Annotated in this window: 14 protein-coding genes, 1 tRNA gene and 3 pseudogenes; 12 read left to right on the forward strand and 6 right to left on the reverse strand. The window is 60.4% G+C overall.

What is annotated here, in order from left to right; translation table 11 throughout:
* Positions 1-305 precede the first annotated feature (305 nt).
* Positions 306-599, forward strand: coding sequence for a hypothetical protein (locus tag AC0L2B_RS17810; RefSeq protein ID WP_091591761.1), 294 nt, complete (start codon positions 306-308; stop codon positions 597-599).
* 371 nt (positions 600-970) lie between these two features.
* On the opposite strand, the gene AC0L2B_RS17815 is transcribed toward AC0L2B_RS17810, so the two are convergent.
* A tRNA-Ser gene (locus AC0L2B_RS17815) sits at positions 971-1,060 on the reverse strand.
* A gap of 73 nt (positions 1,061-1,133) precedes the next feature.
* Positions 1,134-1,829, reverse strand: a complete 696-nt coding sequence (locus AC0L2B_RS17820) for a site-specific integrase (protein ID WP_473746288.1) — start codon at positions 1,827-1,829, stop codon at positions 1,134-1,136.
* 74 nt (positions 1,830-1,903) lie between these two features.
* Here AC0L2B_RS17820 and AC0L2B_RS17825 point away from each other — a divergent pair, with 74 nt between their 5' ends.
* Positions 1,904-2,338, forward strand: coding sequence for a hypothetical protein (locus tag AC0L2B_RS17825; protein WP_473746289.1), 435 nt, complete (start codon positions 1,904-1,906; stop codon positions 2,336-2,338).
* Positions 2,339-3,213: 875 nt separating this feature from the next.
* On the opposite strand, the gene AC0L2B_RS17830 is transcribed toward AC0L2B_RS17825, so the two are convergent.
* Positions 3,214-4,458, reverse strand: a complete 1,245-nt coding sequence (locus AC0L2B_RS17830; protein ID WP_473746290.1) for a flavin-containing monooxygenase — start codon at positions 4,456-4,458, stop codon at positions 3,214-3,216.
* A gap of 560 nt (positions 4,459-5,018) precedes the next feature.
* On the opposite strand from AC0L2B_RS17830, the gene AC0L2B_RS17835 reads away from it, so the two are divergent.
* The 6 genes and pseudogenes from AC0L2B_RS17835 to AC0L2B_RS17860 form a co-directional block, all read left to right on the forward strand.
* Positions 5,019-5,687, forward strand: a complete 669-nt coding sequence (locus tag AC0L2B_RS17835; RefSeq protein ID WP_473746291.1) for a recombinase family protein — start codon at positions 5,019-5,021, stop codon at positions 5,685-5,687.
* Between the two features lie 309 nt (positions 5,688-5,996).
* Complete coding sequence (locus AC0L2B_RS17840; protein WP_473746292.1) at positions 5,997-6,218, forward strand: hypothetical protein; 222 nt, start codon at positions 5,997-5,999, stop codon at positions 6,216-6,218.
* Positions 6,219-6,578: 360 nt separating this feature from the next.
* Positions 6,579-6,788 (forward strand): hypothetical protein, encoded by a 210-nt coding sequence (locus tag AC0L2B_RS17845; protein WP_473746293.1) that lies wholly within the window; start codon positions 6,579-6,581, stop codon positions 6,786-6,788.
* A 719-nt stretch (positions 6,789-7,507) separates the two neighbouring features.
* Positions 7,508-8,011, forward strand: coding sequence for a hypothetical protein (locus AC0L2B_RS17850; RefSeq protein ID WP_236387403.1), 504 nt, complete (start codon positions 7,508-7,510; stop codon positions 8,009-8,011).
* Between the two features lie 271 nt (positions 8,012-8,282).
* A pseudogene (locus AC0L2B_RS17855) lies at positions 8,283-8,435 on the forward strand (transposase); the annotation flags it as partial.
* Between the two features lie 508 nt (positions 8,436-8,943).
* A pseudogene (locus AC0L2B_RS17860) lies at positions 8,944-8,991 on the forward strand (hypothetical protein); the annotation flags it as partial.
* A gap of 19 nt (positions 8,992-9,010) precedes the next feature.
* On the opposite strand, the gene AC0L2B_RS17865 reads toward AC0L2B_RS17860, so the two are convergent.
* From AC0L2B_RS17865 to AC0L2B_RS17875, 3 genes and pseudogenes are all read right to left on the reverse strand, one after another.
* The gene (locus AC0L2B_RS17865; RefSeq protein ID WP_473746353.1) at positions 9,011-9,178 is read right to left on the reverse strand and encodes a hypothetical protein; all 168 of its coding nucleotides are present in this window, start codon (positions 9,176-9,178) and stop codon (positions 9,011-9,013) included.
* An 81-nt stretch (positions 9,179-9,259) separates the two neighbouring features.
* A complete protein-coding gene (locus AC0L2B_RS17870; RefSeq protein ID WP_473746294.1) occupies positions 9,260-9,985 on the reverse strand; it encodes an ATP-dependent DNA ligase in 726 nt (241 codons plus the stop codon).
* A gap of 157 nt (positions 9,986-10,142) precedes the next feature.
* Positions 10,143-10,220: pseudogene (locus AC0L2B_RS17875) on the reverse strand (CopG family transcriptional regulator); the annotation flags it as partial.
* Between the two features lie 1,187 nt (positions 10,221-11,407).
* Here AC0L2B_RS17875 and AC0L2B_RS17880 point away from each other — a divergent pair.
* The 4 genes from AC0L2B_RS17880 to AC0L2B_RS17895 all read left to right on the forward strand — a co-directional run bounded on the left by AC0L2B_RS17880 (position 11,408) and on the right by AC0L2B_RS17895 (position 15,706).
* A complete protein-coding gene (locus tag AC0L2B_RS17880) occupies positions 11,408-12,637 on the forward strand; it encodes a septal ring lytic transglycosylase RlpA family protein (RefSeq protein ID WP_473746295.1) in 1,230 nt (409 codons plus the stop codon).
* A gap of 114 nt (positions 12,638-12,751) precedes the next feature.
* Entirely contained in the window at positions 12,752-13,918 is a 1,167-nt protein-coding gene (locus AC0L2B_RS17885) for a D-alanyl-D-alanine carboxypeptidase family protein (RefSeq protein WP_473746296.1), read from the forward strand.
* A 64-nt stretch (positions 13,919-13,982) separates the two neighbouring features.
* Entirely contained in the window at positions 13,983-14,654 is a 672-nt protein-coding gene (tmk, locus tag AC0L2B_RS17890) for a dTMP kinase (protein WP_473746350.1), read from the forward strand.
* Complete coding sequence (locus AC0L2B_RS17895) at positions 14,651-15,706, forward strand: DNA polymerase III subunit delta' (RefSeq protein ID WP_473746297.1); 1,056 nt, start codon at positions 14,651-14,653, stop codon at positions 15,704-15,706. The genes tmk and AC0L2B_RS17895 overlap by 4 nt, the downstream gene beginning before the upstream one ends.
* Positions 15,707-15,720 lie beyond the last annotated feature (14 nt).

The following is a 15,720-nucleotide window of genomic DNA, read 5'->3' on the forward strand; positions in this document are numbered from 1 at the left end:
GAATATGTGCTGCAGATCGACAAAGCTCGACATCCAGGCGCTGATTGACAGGCTCGGCCGTGACCACGGCTCGATGCATGACGACTTGGTCGGGCTATTTGTTTGCTCAAATTGCAAGGCTGCCGGCCGTGACCGCCGGCAGGTTGAGAGTGTCCTCGGTTGCGGGTTCCAGCGGCACGCCGTCAATTCGCACGGGGCGGGCGGTTTGCTCCAGTCCGGAAATTCCGATTTGGAGGCCGCCATTGCACAGCTGCCCTGCGACATGCGAGTTTGTCAACCAAATGGCTCATCATGGGAGTCTCGTCATGTCCATTCGCCGGATTGCGTTGACCTCGGCAGCGGTCACGCTTGCCTTCACAACCCTCGCCCAGGCCAGGCCGGACACCCGCGCCATGACCTGCCAACAGACGCAGGCGCTAATCCAGAGCCATGGCTCGGCGGTGCTGACCACCGGCCCGAACACCTATGCCCTCTACGTCCGCCGGTACAGCAATGCGTGCGACTGGTCGGAAATCCCAGCGGTAGGGTTTGTGCCGACGCTCGATGGCCAGTGCTTGGTTCATCGATGCAGAGAGCCGCTCTACACTCCTCCCGGCTGACGGTGACGAGCATAGCTATTCTGCTGCGCCTTTCGGCAGGTAGCCCTTTTCCCGCAGATACGTGGTCAGGATCTTCTCGACCATCGATGACAGCATGTACTCGTGTCGGCCTCGCCTTGGCAAAGCCGATCATCACGAAACCAATGGAGCTCCATCCAGTGCGAACCGCAACGATGGTCATTGCCAATCCCGCAACGACGCAAAGCATCACGGCTACTTGGAGCAGCCAACTCCCAAAGAACTCAGGAGTCATGTTCCCCCCACCGCGGGTAAGCAAATGATCCCCCCAAGCCGTACTCAGCATCGCGCGGCAGGGCAGAGCGTCAAGCCTGATCGCGTAAGCTACCCCACTTAGATAAATCAACGGCAGATGGCGGAGGGAGTGGGATTCGAACCCACGGTGGGCTTGCACCCACGCCGGTTTTCAAGACCGGTGCCTTAAACCGCTCGGCCATCCCTCCAAATAGTTGATTTTAAAGTGCCTTCCGGCCCTCTGCGGTTTGCTCAAAAGGCCGTTTGCTACGCACTTTGCAACTATATGGTCTTTCGACTTGCGCTTATAGCCACCTGCAACGCCGCGTCAACTTGCTCTGCCGCGTCAGCCTGCATGCCGGGCATGACATGGGAATACAGATCCAAGGTAATCCCGATTGTCGAGTGGCCCGAGCGTTCGCTGGCGACCTTTGGATGAACGCCGGACGATAGCATCTGTGTGGCGTGGGTGTGCCGAAGGTCATGAAAGCGGATGCGGGGCAGGGCCGTCCTGCCCAAGACGCGCACCCACTCATGCGTAAGCGACCTTGGCTGCAATGGCGAGCCGTCGACCTGGGCAACTACGAAGCTGTCACCGTCCGGCCGCAGCCCTAACCGGAGTTGTTCCTCGGCTTGCCGAGCTCGATGCGCTTTAAGCTCTGCAGCGGTGCTGGCTGAAAGTGCCACTGTTCGCGCTCTGCCAGACTTTGGTTCTTTGTAGCGCACTCCGTCATTCGTCTGCTCTGCGCTTTCTTCGATAGAAATCTGTCGGCGGTTGTCCCCGAGTTCCAAGTGGTGCCAGCGCAACGCCAGAATCTCGCCGCGTCGCAATCCGCACGTCACAGCGAGCAGAACCGGGATGAACATGCGCGTCGGTCGGAGCGTTTCAAGCAAGATGGCGGTCTGGCTCACGTCGTAGGCAAGCATTTTCTTCCGCTCGACCTTCGGCGGTGTCGTCGCCCGCGCCGGATTGCGCACCAGCCTTTCCCATGTCACCGCCTGGCCCAACGCGCCTCATAAAGATCGACGGCAGCAGCGTCACGATCGATCATATGGCGGCCCAGAAAGCCTTCGGATCGTCGGACGAAGATTTCATCAATGGCTTCCTGCGCCAGCTGGTGAATGTCGGCAGCCACGGCAAAACGGCAGACGATCAGGGCACGGCCTTTGTCGCCTCGATCGTGAAAGGCATTAAACCGCAGGATCAGATCGAAGCTATGCTGGCATCGCAGATGGCCGCGGTGCATATGGCGACAATGACCTTCGCCCGCCGCCTTGCTCATTGCGAAACTATCCCGCAGCAAGACAGCGCCGAACGTGCGTTCAACAAGCTCACCAGGACATTCGCGACCAAGGTGGAAGCCCTAAAGAAATACCGCACCGGCGGCCAGCAGCACGTCACGGTGAAGCACGTCACGGTGAATGATGGCGGCCAAGCTATTGTCGGCAACGTCTCGCATGGGGGGCAGGGTGACCGAAAAAAATAACGTCAACCTCATGAACCCAGCGCCTCGGTGTCATGCTCGGTCGAAGCGGACGGGTTGCCAGTGTCGATCGCCAGCGGTGAGGGGCAGCGCAGTCTGTCGCATGCACGGTGCGGGCGGTGGCGCACCTGAAGGCAAGAGGAACGGCAACTATCGCAACGGAGGCAGGACGAATCGCACCATGGCAGCCTTGGCGGTTGTCCAGGCAATGGCGCGGCTATGTCGGCAGACGATCGATGATCTATCGGATTAACTAGGGACTAGTCGCCCATGCTGCTCGCCGCGGCCTTCATTCTGGCGTTGTGCCTGCGTCCTTAGCTTGCGGCCTTGATCGAATGTAGCCTCAATTCATCCACCCGCGCAGAGTTTCCAGCGTTCGCGTTAGCCACCCGTGTTCGGCTTGCGCTTCCGGCGGCGCACCTGAGGGCAAGCGTAACGGCAACTATCGCCACGGCGGGCAGACAAAGGAAATCATGGCATCTTTGGCCAACGTCCGAGCAATGGCGTGGCTCTGCCGACAGACGCTAGACGACATCGGTTGAGGCTCTGGGGGCCGGGGGGGCATCGACAACCCTGGGCCATCTGAGCGTGCGTACCGGTCGGGTCGTCTCTCTTCCATAAACGCCACGAAAAAAGTTTTAGGACGGTTCGACGGCACGCGTGGGCAATAGATTCGGCTGTTGCTAGGGGTAGGAATCTGACGCTTGGTACCCGATACGGATTACCTGTTCCGACCCACTGCAGTCATCCAGGCTTGCTCGCCCTGCGGCGGCAAGTCGGCCCATTGCGGCCATTCACCTTTACGGATTGAATCTCGCGAGGGGGGAAGCCGCCTCCCGGATGACATTCGCTTGGGCGCTTCATCACTGAATCAGGTGTTAGGGGTGGGTGTTTAACCGACGCAGGATATCGTCGGCCAACAGGGCTGCTTCCTCCGCGATGGCCAATATTGTGCCCGACCGTCGCGAGATCGCGAAAGGCAGGCCGGCAAAATACACACCACGGACGCTCCACAACCCGTTTTCGTACGATGGCTGACCTTGCGCATCGAGCACATTGGGAACGCGCACCCACTCGAAATCCCCTTTGAACCCGGTGCACCAGATCACGGTTGTGATTCCCCGTGCGGCGAGATCAATCGATCGGATAGGCGGATTCGGCAGCACCGCGGCAATCACCTCTGCCGGGTCTTGCTCGGCCGGAGGGGCGTCGATCCCGTTGCGCGCGATGTACTCGTCGACCAAGCTTCGAATCCTGGCGGAGCCCTCGTCCGCATGGCGAACATGCTCTTCCGCATCGTCGCTGAACGAGAGGCAGCCGTCGTCGACGCCCGTGAGACGACCCAGCAAGACAACGCCTTGCGCGCTGAGGGATTGCAGGCTGATCGTCTGGAGCGCGCCTTGCAGCGGCCTTCCAGGGATGGGTCCCTGTTCAAGTATTTCGCTTCGCGTCACATCTATCAGCCCGGTAAGGACCATCCAGACACTGATGTGACGACCTCGGTACGTCCGGGGCAGCCGGCCGACCCGGCCGGTTGCAAGAAACACAGTTCGCCCCGCCAGGACCAGGTCCTCGGCGAGCTGGCCGCCCGACTGGGCGCTGCCGACCACCAACACGGCTCCACTGTCGAGATCAGATGCGTTGCGATAGGCCGATGCGTCAATCTGGTGGATATCGGGCGGCAACAAAGCCGAGAAGGGCGGGCGCGTCGGGCAATTCTGGTTACTGCTGGCGATCACCACATTCCTCGTCCACAGCGGGCCGCGCGGAATGGTCAGCCGGTACAAGCCACCGCTCGCAACAAGGTCGGTCACCGGCGTACCCGTTTCCACCGGCAGGCCATGCCGGCCGGCATAGTCCTCCAACAGCGCGACGAACTTGCCGCTTGTCATCGCACCGTCGGGATCGGAGCCGCTATAGGTATCCCCGGGCATGACTGTTTGGATGTTGGGTATATTTAGACGAAAGGAGTCCCAGCGTTGCGTCCGCCAGGTCTCACCAATACGACCTCGTTCCAATACTTTGTGACGCAAACCGCGCTGCATCAGCGCATGACTGACGCCTAACCCCGCCCAGCCAGCACCGATGACCACGGCATCAAGAATGTCCGTTTCGCTCGTCATTGCGTCCCCCGCTGATGAGGTCACCCTATGCTGCTTTGTGAATTCGGCAAATAGCCCGCGTGCTGACACGGCTTGGTCTCGCGCGTGACAAAATCGAGCACGGCAACACTCGGCGGAGCGATGACCAACGTGTCCCGCCTCAGCCGCGCCTCTCCGGGCGTCTGTCTACTGAACGTCCGCTGTTGGCCCCTTTCTTCACGTTCGGATCGACGGCGGCAACGTGAACTTTCCACCCTGAGCGGCCCTACGGCTTCGGTACCAAGTGTCAGATTTTGACCACTAGCACGTGGTTTCCTTCTAGGGTTACATTCGCAATCCTGGTTTTACCCATTGCACATCTTTTCGTCTCAGTTCCCGCAGGGGCGGCTCGGTCGCGTGTCGCTTCTCCAGAGTCTTCCATAAGGCATCCCGAGCCTTTCCGGCCAAGGTCACCATGGCCTGGTGCATCCGTCCGCCATCCTCGGCCGCGACAAGCAGGCGGAAAATGGCAAAAGGCGCCTATTGTAAGCTTTCTAAACAGACGTATAGTGTCCTTACATGACAGGAAGGGACACAGGGTAATGAAACGGGCCGTCGCTTACATCCGCGTTTCGACAGCACAGCAGGGCAAGTCGGGTCTTGGCCTCGAAGCGCAGCGGGTTGCGATTGCGAAGTTTGCTGAGGCCGAAGACTTAGAGCTGATCGCCGAATTTCAGGAAGTCGAGACGGGCAAAGGCGCGGATGCTTTGAATAAGCGCCCCCAACTCGCAGCTGCCTTGTCTGATGCCAAGCGCAACAATTGCGCGGTTGTCGTCGCCAAGCTCGATCGGCTGTCCCGTGATGTGGCCTTTATTTCGGCTCTTATGGCGAAGCGGACGCCGTTCATTGTCGCAGAGTTGGGCGTGGACGTATCGCCTTTCATGCTGCACATCTATGCAGCCGTTGCGGAACAGGAACGCGCAATGATTTCACAGCGCACGAAAGACGCGCTCGCAGCCGTCAAGGCCCGTGGCGTAAAGCTCGGCAATCCGCAGATCCGCAAGGCTCAGGAAGCCGCTGCAGAGCGCCGTACGGCCATTGCCGACGGCTTCGCATCCAACGTCCTGCCCATTATCAGAGAAATTCAAGCAACGGGCGCATCCATGCGGAAAACGGCCGCCGCCCTCAATGCGCGGGGTATCCCGACGGCTCGCGGTGGCACATGGGCGGCAACTCAGATCAGCGATATTTTAAAGCGCAACGTGGTCTGAAGGCGCAAGCCAGGTCCATGCCGAAGCGCAGGGAAAAGCTATCGGACAGGAGCGAATTTACTGGGAGCGCATCGAGCGGCTCGAAGCACAGCGCGATGGCCGAGTTGCCTAGTTATGCGTTCAACATACGTCGGGTGCGAAACGCGTCCCAGCCCTAGCGGCGCGGCAGATCTTACCGCCGCGCCGGGGTTTTTTGCTTAAACTGTGATACCGTCGTCATATCGCTCCGTCCCGGCGCTGCGCCGCGTGCGGTCGGAACAAATGAGATCGAAGCCGGTTAACAATCGAAGGGACCGCAAACGAAGCGGTATGATGATGATTGATATTTTTAGCTTCGAATTGGCCACTGCCAGGCTGCGCGTAAAACGAGCCGAGCGCTCGCTTAAACATGCGAAGTTGGCGGACGATGGCTGCGTCGCCGTCAATCTCGCGTTGTGCGACCGCATACGGTCCGAGCAAAGGCGCGTGAGCGAGGCGAGGGAACGCATGACGAAGATCGATGCCAACAGCCCCGCCAGCAATCATATGTGAGTGTTTTGCCTCACCTGAAATTGCCCCGGCTACTTTGCCCCGCAACACCCTAAAGGGGTGGTGGTGAGGCAGTGCAGTTGCCACGGGCGCCACACCTTGCCACAGCCGCAGGTGAGGCAGTGGGGCAGATGCCGGCGAAGAAGAGGCCTTCGTCTTCATGCCGGCTCACCGCAGACATAAAATGCGAGCGGGTTCCGCTTGCTGTCGAGGCGTTCCTCAGTGCCACCCGGTTCCTGCCATGTCCGAAGAATGCACTTGATATTCGCTCTGGCAGCCTTCTGAAGTCCCGTGCGTTCGCTCGACTTCCTGCCAGCACTCCGACATCAGGGAACGATATTGCCCACCATGTGTTAGAAACTCATGGACACCATGGAACCCCACGGACGCGGGACGGCGGCCGATACTGCAGAGCAGCGCATCAAACGGGCCGAGCTCGCGCTCGCACGCACAGAAGAAATGATCGCCGAGAATATCGCGCTGTGCAGCAGGATACGAACGCAACGGAGTCTGGTCGAGGCCAAGGAACGCATGACGAAAATCGATCCCACCAGCCCCGCCGGCAATACGTGAGTGTTTTGCCTCACCTGATATTGCCTAGGCTGCAGAAGGATTCCCCGCGCGCAGGCATCCACCAGTTAACTGGGCATTCCTTCATGAAATCAAGTGTTTAGGGCTTTCCGATGGCTCGGCATGCTTCGACGCTACCGCTTTTTTAGCGTCAGTCTCGGGGGTCTAAAATAGAGCGAATTAGACGGGGGGAGTAAAATTCGAAAGCGCTGCATTCTCAATCGGTTGCCGGCTAGGCACGGGGCGCCGCGCCTAAAGTAGGGGGAAATAGATGATTTTTGTCGGGCCCTAAAAGACCAAGCTGCCGCTTTTCTGCGCAATACGCGCGGAATTTTCGGAGGCAGTCATAACCGGAAAGGAAAACACCACCTCTCGGCTTGCTCGCCGCGAACAGGCCGCAATCAGGAAGCGGTATGGGAGGCACTGCCGACCTAGCGCGCATGAAAACATGGCGGCTTTCGCATTCAGGTTGGCGAGAGAGGAAACGGGCAAGCTTCAGGCGTCCTACCGACCTGGCGAGGCAAGTCGATCTGGCCTGATGGGTCTGTCGGAATTCAGGGCGGCATTTTGATATTTTAAAGCGTAGCGTGGTCTGAAGGCGCAAGCCGGGTTCATGCGGAGAACATGGGGGAGGGCTTGCCGCGCGTGATCGGCACAGGACCAGTTGACTCTCGCAATATCTGGGCGCGCTAATATGCCGAACCAACAGTGTGGAGGATGCTATGCCTAGATGTTCGCTTGAAAAGAGCCTGCTGACAGGAATCGCATTGGCGGCAGTGCTTAGCGTTCCGTGGAGTGCGACAGCCTCGGCTGAGGAGAGCGGCCACTGGAAAGGCAAAGCGGTGCTGGTCATTACGAGCGCTCCAACCGTCAAGGTGGCCGACACCGCGGATCACACGGTCTCGCTCACGCAGTTCGACGGAGTCGTCTTCAGCGAGGGCGAGAAGCCATTTCTCGACAACGCCCGCTATCAGGCCGTGGACCTCTTCGACTCTGGCGGCATGGTCAGTGGCGGTTATAAGACGTTCACCGACGGAAACGGCGCGAAGGTTATCGGCAAATATACGGTGACCGGTGGCGCGCAACCGACCTTCAACGGCGAGTGGACATTCATCGGAGGGACGGACAGGTACAAAGGAATAACCGGCAACGGCACGTTCGTGATAACCTTTACGTCCGATACGACCGCCTGGGACATGCTCGAGGGAGAATACAGGATTCCGTAAGGTTTCGAGTGCGTCTTCCAGCGGCAGATTGTACTGGTCGGGGCTCACTTCTCGGTTTCGCGCCGAACTTCTCGCGCCGCAGATCGCCGAGATGCTCTCCAGCCGGCGCCGCGCTTCCTCCGACTGCGCCAGCGCCGCCTGGTGCTTGGCCAAGGCGGCCTGCGTCTGCGCCAGAAGCGACTTCAGACGCGCGTTTTCCTGCTGGAGGGCGGCGACATTAATGCGCCGTTTCAATCACATGGGCGTCGGCCCCGCCATCCGGAAGAAGGCCCGAGCGCGTAACCTGATCGAGCGCTTCTTCAACAAGACCAAAGAGTTCCGTCGCATCGCAACCCGATACGACAAGCTGGCAGAAAACTACCTCGCTGCCCTCAAACTCGTCGCAATCCGCATCTGGCTACGCGCTTATGGGTCTACGTCCTAGATTTCTAAGTGGCTGAATCCGGGCTCGCATGGAACGCCGCGTCCAGAAAACGGGGGAGATAGCAAGGCGAACCAGCCTGAGGGCCGCCCAGGCGTTGCGGATGTTCTCTTGGGCTTCCATGCTTCCTCGCTGAGATGGACTGTCTCAGCGTCAAACCGTGAAGGCGAGAGCCCTGTTCCATCAAAGTTTAACAACTGGGAAAGCGCACTGGAAAGCAAGTGCGGTAACAGTTGATTCAACCGTTGCTGGTAATTCTAGAGGAGTGTGGAAGCGGCTCCGACAGTGAGGCGGGGGAGCTGGATTGCCGGAGCCGCCTGCGCAATCCCGGGTTGGGGTTTGACTGCGCCGTCCTATTCTGGGACAGCGCGGTCAACGATTCGTTAAAATTGGAACTAATTAAGCGCATGCTAATTGAAATCGCGGTTTTGCGAGTCAATGCATGCATTTGAAGTTTCTCCCGCCAATGATGCCTACCTTGGTCGCCAAGCCGCCCCAAGGCGATGACTGGATGCATGAAGCCAAATTCGACGGCTACCGTTCCCAGATCATTATCGACGCCGGCGGTGTGCGGATCTTCACCCGCCGCGGACTCGACTGGACGTCCCAATACCGTGGTCACGGCCGAGCCTGTCAATCAGCGCCTGGATGTCGAGTTTCGCCGAGTTGCAGCACATCGGGTGCGCACAATTGACATAGATGGTTTCGCGGGTGGCCAGAGTGTCGGCGAGGGTCTTTCGAGGCATGGCGATTCTCCGTTGAAGGGCTCGCCGCAACGGGAGGATTATATTCCTGAATGCTTATCCCTTGCCACTGGTCGCTAACTCTCATCCCAAAAATCCTGCAGCGAGGCGTGCCGAAGGTCTTCCTCCCCACGTAGGTGCTTGATGCGGACCTTTATGCCTGGCTTGACCCTGCGTTGCCGGCCGCTTTGGCATGTCCTTGGGTGGTGGCCCGGCGTATTCCTGCACACGTCTCCAAAGCCGCTCCCGCATCTCACGATTGACGGTGACAAACGCGCTGCCGACATATTTCCGGGTGCCTGGCTCAGCCATTAGAGCAAACGCCGGCTTGCCCCTCTCGCGTTCGACTCCCAGAAGTTCAAACTCGCTTTCGGTGAAGGCTTTTGTCTTCAGCCAATTGGTAGTCGGGCCGCTGCGATATTTGCTGTCTCGACGCTTCGATACCATCCCTTCCAGGCCGGCCGCGTCGATCAGATGATCGATCGCATTAGCCTCGCCTGGCATTGTCTCACTGAACTGGATGCGGCTGTCAGACCCTATAAGGCCGGCAAGGATTTCCCGCCGATCCTCAAGTACCATGTCGCGCAAGTCGTGGCCGTTGAGATGCAGCAGATCGAACGCGACGAAATAGAGGTCGTGCTGGCGCCTGGTGATTGCCTTGCGCAGCGCGGCAAAGTCCGAAAGGCCAGCCTCATTCAGAACGACGACTTCGCCGTCAATGATGGCGTTCTGTACGTTGAGAGCTTTGGCTGCCTCGACCAGATCGCGGCTCGATGCATGACGACTTGGTCGGGCTCTTTGTCTGCTCAAATTGCAAGGCTGCCGGCCGTGACCGCCGGCAGGTGTTCTTCACATGCATTCCTGACTACGAAGGCCAGCAGCGGGCGCGCAATCGCGACTGGAAGCCAACCTTCGAACGAAGGGGCTGAAAGTGGCCGGCGCCGCTTGGGGGCGTTGGGGTAGATTGCACGATGGAGACGTTTCTGAGCATCAATGCAGCCCGTCGCAGGATGATCTGCAGATCCGGGCGTGACAGATCGGCGATACAGTCGGCGGCGCTTTCAAGCTCTCAGATAGGCGGGTCATTTAGAGTCACCTAGTGGGCGTTCGCAGTTTCTCGGGCAAATCGGCACAAATCGGCCGGTGGTTGTCGACCCAGATTCTCGCGCCCGAGAGACCCAATCATTTCCAAGACTGCTGCATAAGCAGGGATGGTTGGATCTGCGATCATAACCAAAGATATAGCATCTTCTCCCGCGCTTCTGAGATCATTGGCGCTTCCGCGACACGGCCCGAGGAATTGCCACGCTGCAGCGATCTGTTTGGCCGTAAATGCGTCCGATCCCGAAAGACCCTGCGTTTGAGCGATCAAGTCAAGCGTGGAATTCCATTTGATGGCCTGTTCGGCATACGTGAGGGTACGAAATTCGGCGCTCGACTGGCTCGATAGAAAGCTAAGCGCGGAAGCCAAAAACAGGGTGACACGACGTCGTGGGAATATGACGGCATCTATCAGGCACCGGTCTTGAAATTCGCTGCCAGCCATCCCTGCCCATCCCGTCGCGTACCCGCAACGCCTTGTCTATCAAGCATTTGAAGACCCAGCAGCGCCGTTCGTGCCGCGTCGTCCTGTCCGATACCGTAGCGCCCGGACCTGCCGATAGTCGCAGGAAATCCTTGGGAGCGCGAGCCCAGAACAGCCGGTGAACGAGTTGCTACGCTTTTTGCAACGCAACGGTGCCTCAACTGCGCGATCCTACCGGTGGGTGGAGGAACTAGCATTGAAAAGTCCGCACTGGATCTTAAACCGCTCGGCCATCCCTCCATCGTGATTTTTCAACCACCTGGATGCTCGTCCTGATCGCAACGCGCACCCTGTGGGCACGCCTCGGAGATCGTTCGCGCTTCATTGCTCTAGTGCGCCCAACGAAGTCCTGTCAACCGGCTGTTGCCGGTTCCTGCCAGGGGCAGGGCGCGGGTGCTTGACGGCGGGCTTGAGCAGGACGAGCAGCGCTGCGCCGAAGCTCGAAACGCCGTGATTTCTCACAGCGATCGCCGGGACGGCTTGTGCCACAATCTCGCCCGGTTCCGACCATAATCGATTAATACGGTGATAAACAATTCCTGTGCACAAGGGATTGCGAATCAAGGTGTCGCTGGCATTGTCGGGTAGGTTTTGGCCTTGCCGACGTTCAAGTGGCGGCGCCTTTGTTGAGAGGGGACAATCGAAAAATGCCACGCACGACGCGCCCGCGTCTTCGTCGCGCTTCCGCTTTCGCGTTGTGTGCCCTGTCGGCTGCCTTGCTGGCGGCTTGCGCGGCGCCGCCACAGCCAAAGGCAATGGTTAACAAGAAGCCTCGCTCCAAGGAATATTTTGCCGAATCCGAATATGGCGTAAAAGCCAGCCCGCGCGTTAGCTTCAAGATGTCGGGCCTGCAGCGTGGCGGCGGACGCGATCAGCTCGGCAAGCCCTATCAAGTGCGCGGCAAGTGGTATTATCCGAAGGAAGACAAGCGCTACGCCAAGAAGGGTCTCGCCTCCTGGTATGGCGAAGCCTTCCACGGCAGGCTGACCGCCAACGGCGAAGTCTACGACATGACACATCTGACCGGCGCGCATCCGACAATGCCGCTGCCGAGCTATGCCCGCGTCACCAACCTGAAGACCGGCAGCTCGGTCGTCGTGCGCGTCAACGATCGCGGTCCTTACCATGACGGGCGCATCATCGATGTGTCGAAGCGCGCCGCCGAAATGCTCGACTATGCCAATATCGGCACGGCCAAGGTGAAGGTCGAATATGTCGGACGGGCGCCGCTTCACGGCAATGACGAACACTATCTGATGGCCTCTTACCATCCCGGCAACAGGGCGCCGGATCCGTCGGACGGCCTGCCCACCGGCGTCATGATCGCCATGAACGGACCATCGCCGAGCACGGCGTTGGCCGCAGCCGCTGCCTTTCCCGGTCAGTTGACGAATTCCGCATCGGCACAGCCTGTCGTGGCGGCGCAGACGCCGGCCGCTGGCAGCGTGACGCTGCCGGATTTCGGGCCGATCGTGCCGGAACGGCCGCAGATCAATCTGCCGCCGCAATCGCCGTTCGCCGTAGCGACGCTGTCTTACGCGACCGAACGCGTGCAGCGCGCCTCCGTTGTTTTTGCCGGGCTGGATGGCGCCGGCATGTCGCCCGCCGAAATCCTGCAATCGTGGAAGCGGCAAGGTCCTTCGGCCGCTTCGCCCACCGACTATATCGCGGCGGGCTCGTTCGAGGATGCCGCCGAGGCGCAGCAGGTGGCAACCCAGCTTTCCGGCTTTGGCAAGACCGAAATCCAGCGCTCCGAATTCGAGGGCAAGGATTGGTATTCAGTCAATCTCTATCCGGACGGCCATGGCAGCCTGGACGACATGCTGCAGGCGGCATGGTCGCATGGCGCGCCGGACGCGCTCGTGGTTCGGAATTGACCGGCAAAACCTGAAGTTTTGGCCAGTTGTCCATCGCGCGGTTGCTCGGCCGGGACAAAGCCTGATAGCCTAGAGCTTGCCCCAAAAGATGCCGGCTGACAGGTCGAACTTCTCATGAAATTTCGCTTCGCCGCGCCTCTCGCCGGGCTTCTGGGTTTTGGCATCCTGCTGCTTTCGCTGGCTCCGGCCGCGGCGCAGCTTTTCGAAACCAAGGCCGCGCAGGCCTTCATGATCGATGCCGAAACCGGAACGGTGCTGTTTTCCAAGGATGCCGACAGGCCGATTCAGCCTGCGTCGCTGGCCAAGCTGATGACAATGGAGGTGGTTTTCAACGCCATCAAATCGGGGCGCGTGACGCTCGACGATACATACGTGGTGAGTGAGAACGCATGGCGCACCGGCGGCGCGCCATCCGGGACGTCGACGATGTTTGCCCAGCTCAAGTCGACGATCCGGCTTCAAGACCTGATCCAGGGCGTGACGGTCCACGCAGCCAATGACGGCTGCATCATCATCGCCGAAGGTTTTGCCGGATCGGAGGCGAATTTCGCGACTGAGATGACCGAGCGCGCAAGGCAGATTGGCCTCGAGAAATCGACATTCGTCAATGCAACCGGCCTGCCGGCCGATGGTCAGCAGACGACGGTTCGAGAGCTTGCGCTCCTTGCCCTGCATATCTGGCGCGAGTACCCGGACCTCTATCACTACTACGGCCAGAAGGATTTCACCTGGAACAAAATCACCCAGAGGAACCGCAACCCGCTGCTGGCGATGGATATCGGCGCCGACGGCCTGGCGATGGGCAGGAGCGAGGCATCCGGCTTCGGCATCGTCGGCTCGGTCAGCCAAGGTGGCAGGCGGGTCATTGCGGCGATGAGCGGCCTGGCAAGCGACCGCGAGCGCGCCGAGGAAGCGCGAAAGCTGCTCGATTGGGGCCTTCGTTCCTTTGAGAAAACCGAGATTTTCGCCAAGGATGAGGTGGTCGGCGAGGCCCAGGTTTTCGGCGGTGCGAAATCCGGCGTGGCGCTGAAGGCAAAAGCGCCCGTGGTCATCTTCCTGCCGATCGCCAACCGCGACAAGCTGACCGCCAGGATCGTCTATGAGGGACCGGTTGCAGCCCCAGTGGAGGAGGGGCAACCGGTGGGTGCGCTGCGGGTCTGGATCGGTGACACGCTGAGCCAGGAGACGCCGCTGTTCGCCGCCGAGCCGGTTGGCGTCGGCTCGCTGCCGCAACGCGCGCTCGATGCCGCCAAGGAACTGGCGGTCGGCTGGCTGCGTTAGCAGCCGCGGCGTGGACCTTTTCTCAAGTCCGGACTATTACGGTCCCTCAGCATGGACAAAGGCTTTGGTGAGCGGATTTTTCATCACCTTCGAAGGCGGAGAAGGGGCAGGCAAGTCGACGCAGATCGAGCGCCTGGCCGGCAAGATGCGCGCCAAGCAATACGATGTCGTTGTCACGCGCGAGCCGGGCGGCTCGCCAGGCGCAGAGGCGGTCCGGCATGTCCTGCTTTCCGGCGCTGCCGAGCCATTCGGCCCCAGAATGGAGGCGCTGCTGTTCGCCGCCGCGCGTTCCGACCATGTCGAGCAAGTCATCCGGCCGGCGGTCGAGCGCGGCTCGGTCGTGCTTTGTGATCGCTTCATGGACTCCTCGCGCGTCTACCAGGGCGTCACCGGCGGCCTCGATCCAGCCTTCATGGACGCGCTGGAAAAGATCGCCATCAACGGCATGGTGCCCGACATGACGCTGATCTTTGATCTCGACCCGGCCGAAGGACTGCGGCGCGCCACCGCACGGCGCGGCACCGATGCCGGCGCCGACCGCTTCGAAAAGGAAACGCTTGATATCCATCAGCGCCGCCGCGAAGCGTTTCTGGCGATCGCCGCGGCAGAACCCGAGCGCTGCATCGTCGTCGACGCCTCCGCCGACCCCGACACGGTGGAGAATGTCGTCGCCGGCGCCGTGTTCGCGGCGCTGGAGACGATGACGCCGAGACACAGGAAGCAGGCGCCGGGATGATTTTCGAACGGATCGCACCAGAACAGCACGACACGCTTGACGGCGTACCGGAGCCATCCGAGACGCCGCGCCTGGTCGGACATGACCAGGCAGCGAACATGCTGGCATCAGCCTATCGCTCCGGGAAGCTGCCGCATGCGCTGATCTTTGTCGGGCCGGTCGGCATCGGCAAGGCGACGCTCGCCTTTCATCTGGCGCATCATCTGTTGAAGCATCCGGCGTTCGAACAGGCGCCGGAGGTGCTTGCCGTTCCCGATCCGGCGTCATCGCTGTTTCGCCAGATCGCCACCGGCGCGCATCCTTCGGTGCTGCATCTGACCCGCCCGCCGAACGACAAGACCAAGAGTTTCAAGACGGTCGTCACCGTCGACGAGATCCGCAAGGTCAGCCGTTTCCTGTCGCTGACCTCGCACGACGGCAGCTACCGGGTGGTGATCGTCGATCCGGCCGACGACATGAATACCAATGCGGCCAACGCCTTGCTGAAGAATCTTGAAGAACCACCTGCACGCACCTTGTTCATCCTCATCGTCCACGCGCCGGGCAGCCTGTTGCCGACGATCCGCTCACGCTGCCAGATGGTGCGGCTGACGCCGCTGGATGCCGAGAGCCTGATGACGGTTCTGGAGAGCGTCGAGCCACCGCCACCGGACGATCCCGCGGCGCGCGCGGCACTGGCCAAGCGGGCAGGGGGCAGCGCGCGCACCGCAATACTGTTGACGCAGTATGGCGGGCTGGAAATCGCCGAGACGCTCGACGCCCTGGCGACAGCGGCAAAGAGCGATGTTGCCGGCGCCTATCGCCTCGCGGAGGCGGTCGCCGGGCGCGACCGGGCGATCCAGTTCGAGATTTTCAATCGCCGGGCGCTCGACCTGCTCTCGACCGGCGCAAGCCAGGCCGCGCTGGCGGGCGATCTGGCGCGGGCCAAAACGCTGTCCGATACTTGGCACGAGGCTTTGAACGCTATATCTGAGACCGACACCTACAATCTCGACAGGAAGCAGCATGCCTTGACCATGATCGACCGCCTGAATTCTGCAATGCGAATGTGACGGCCCATCGGGAT

It is taken from the genome of Mesorhizobium sp. WSM4815 (assembly GCF_055811575.1).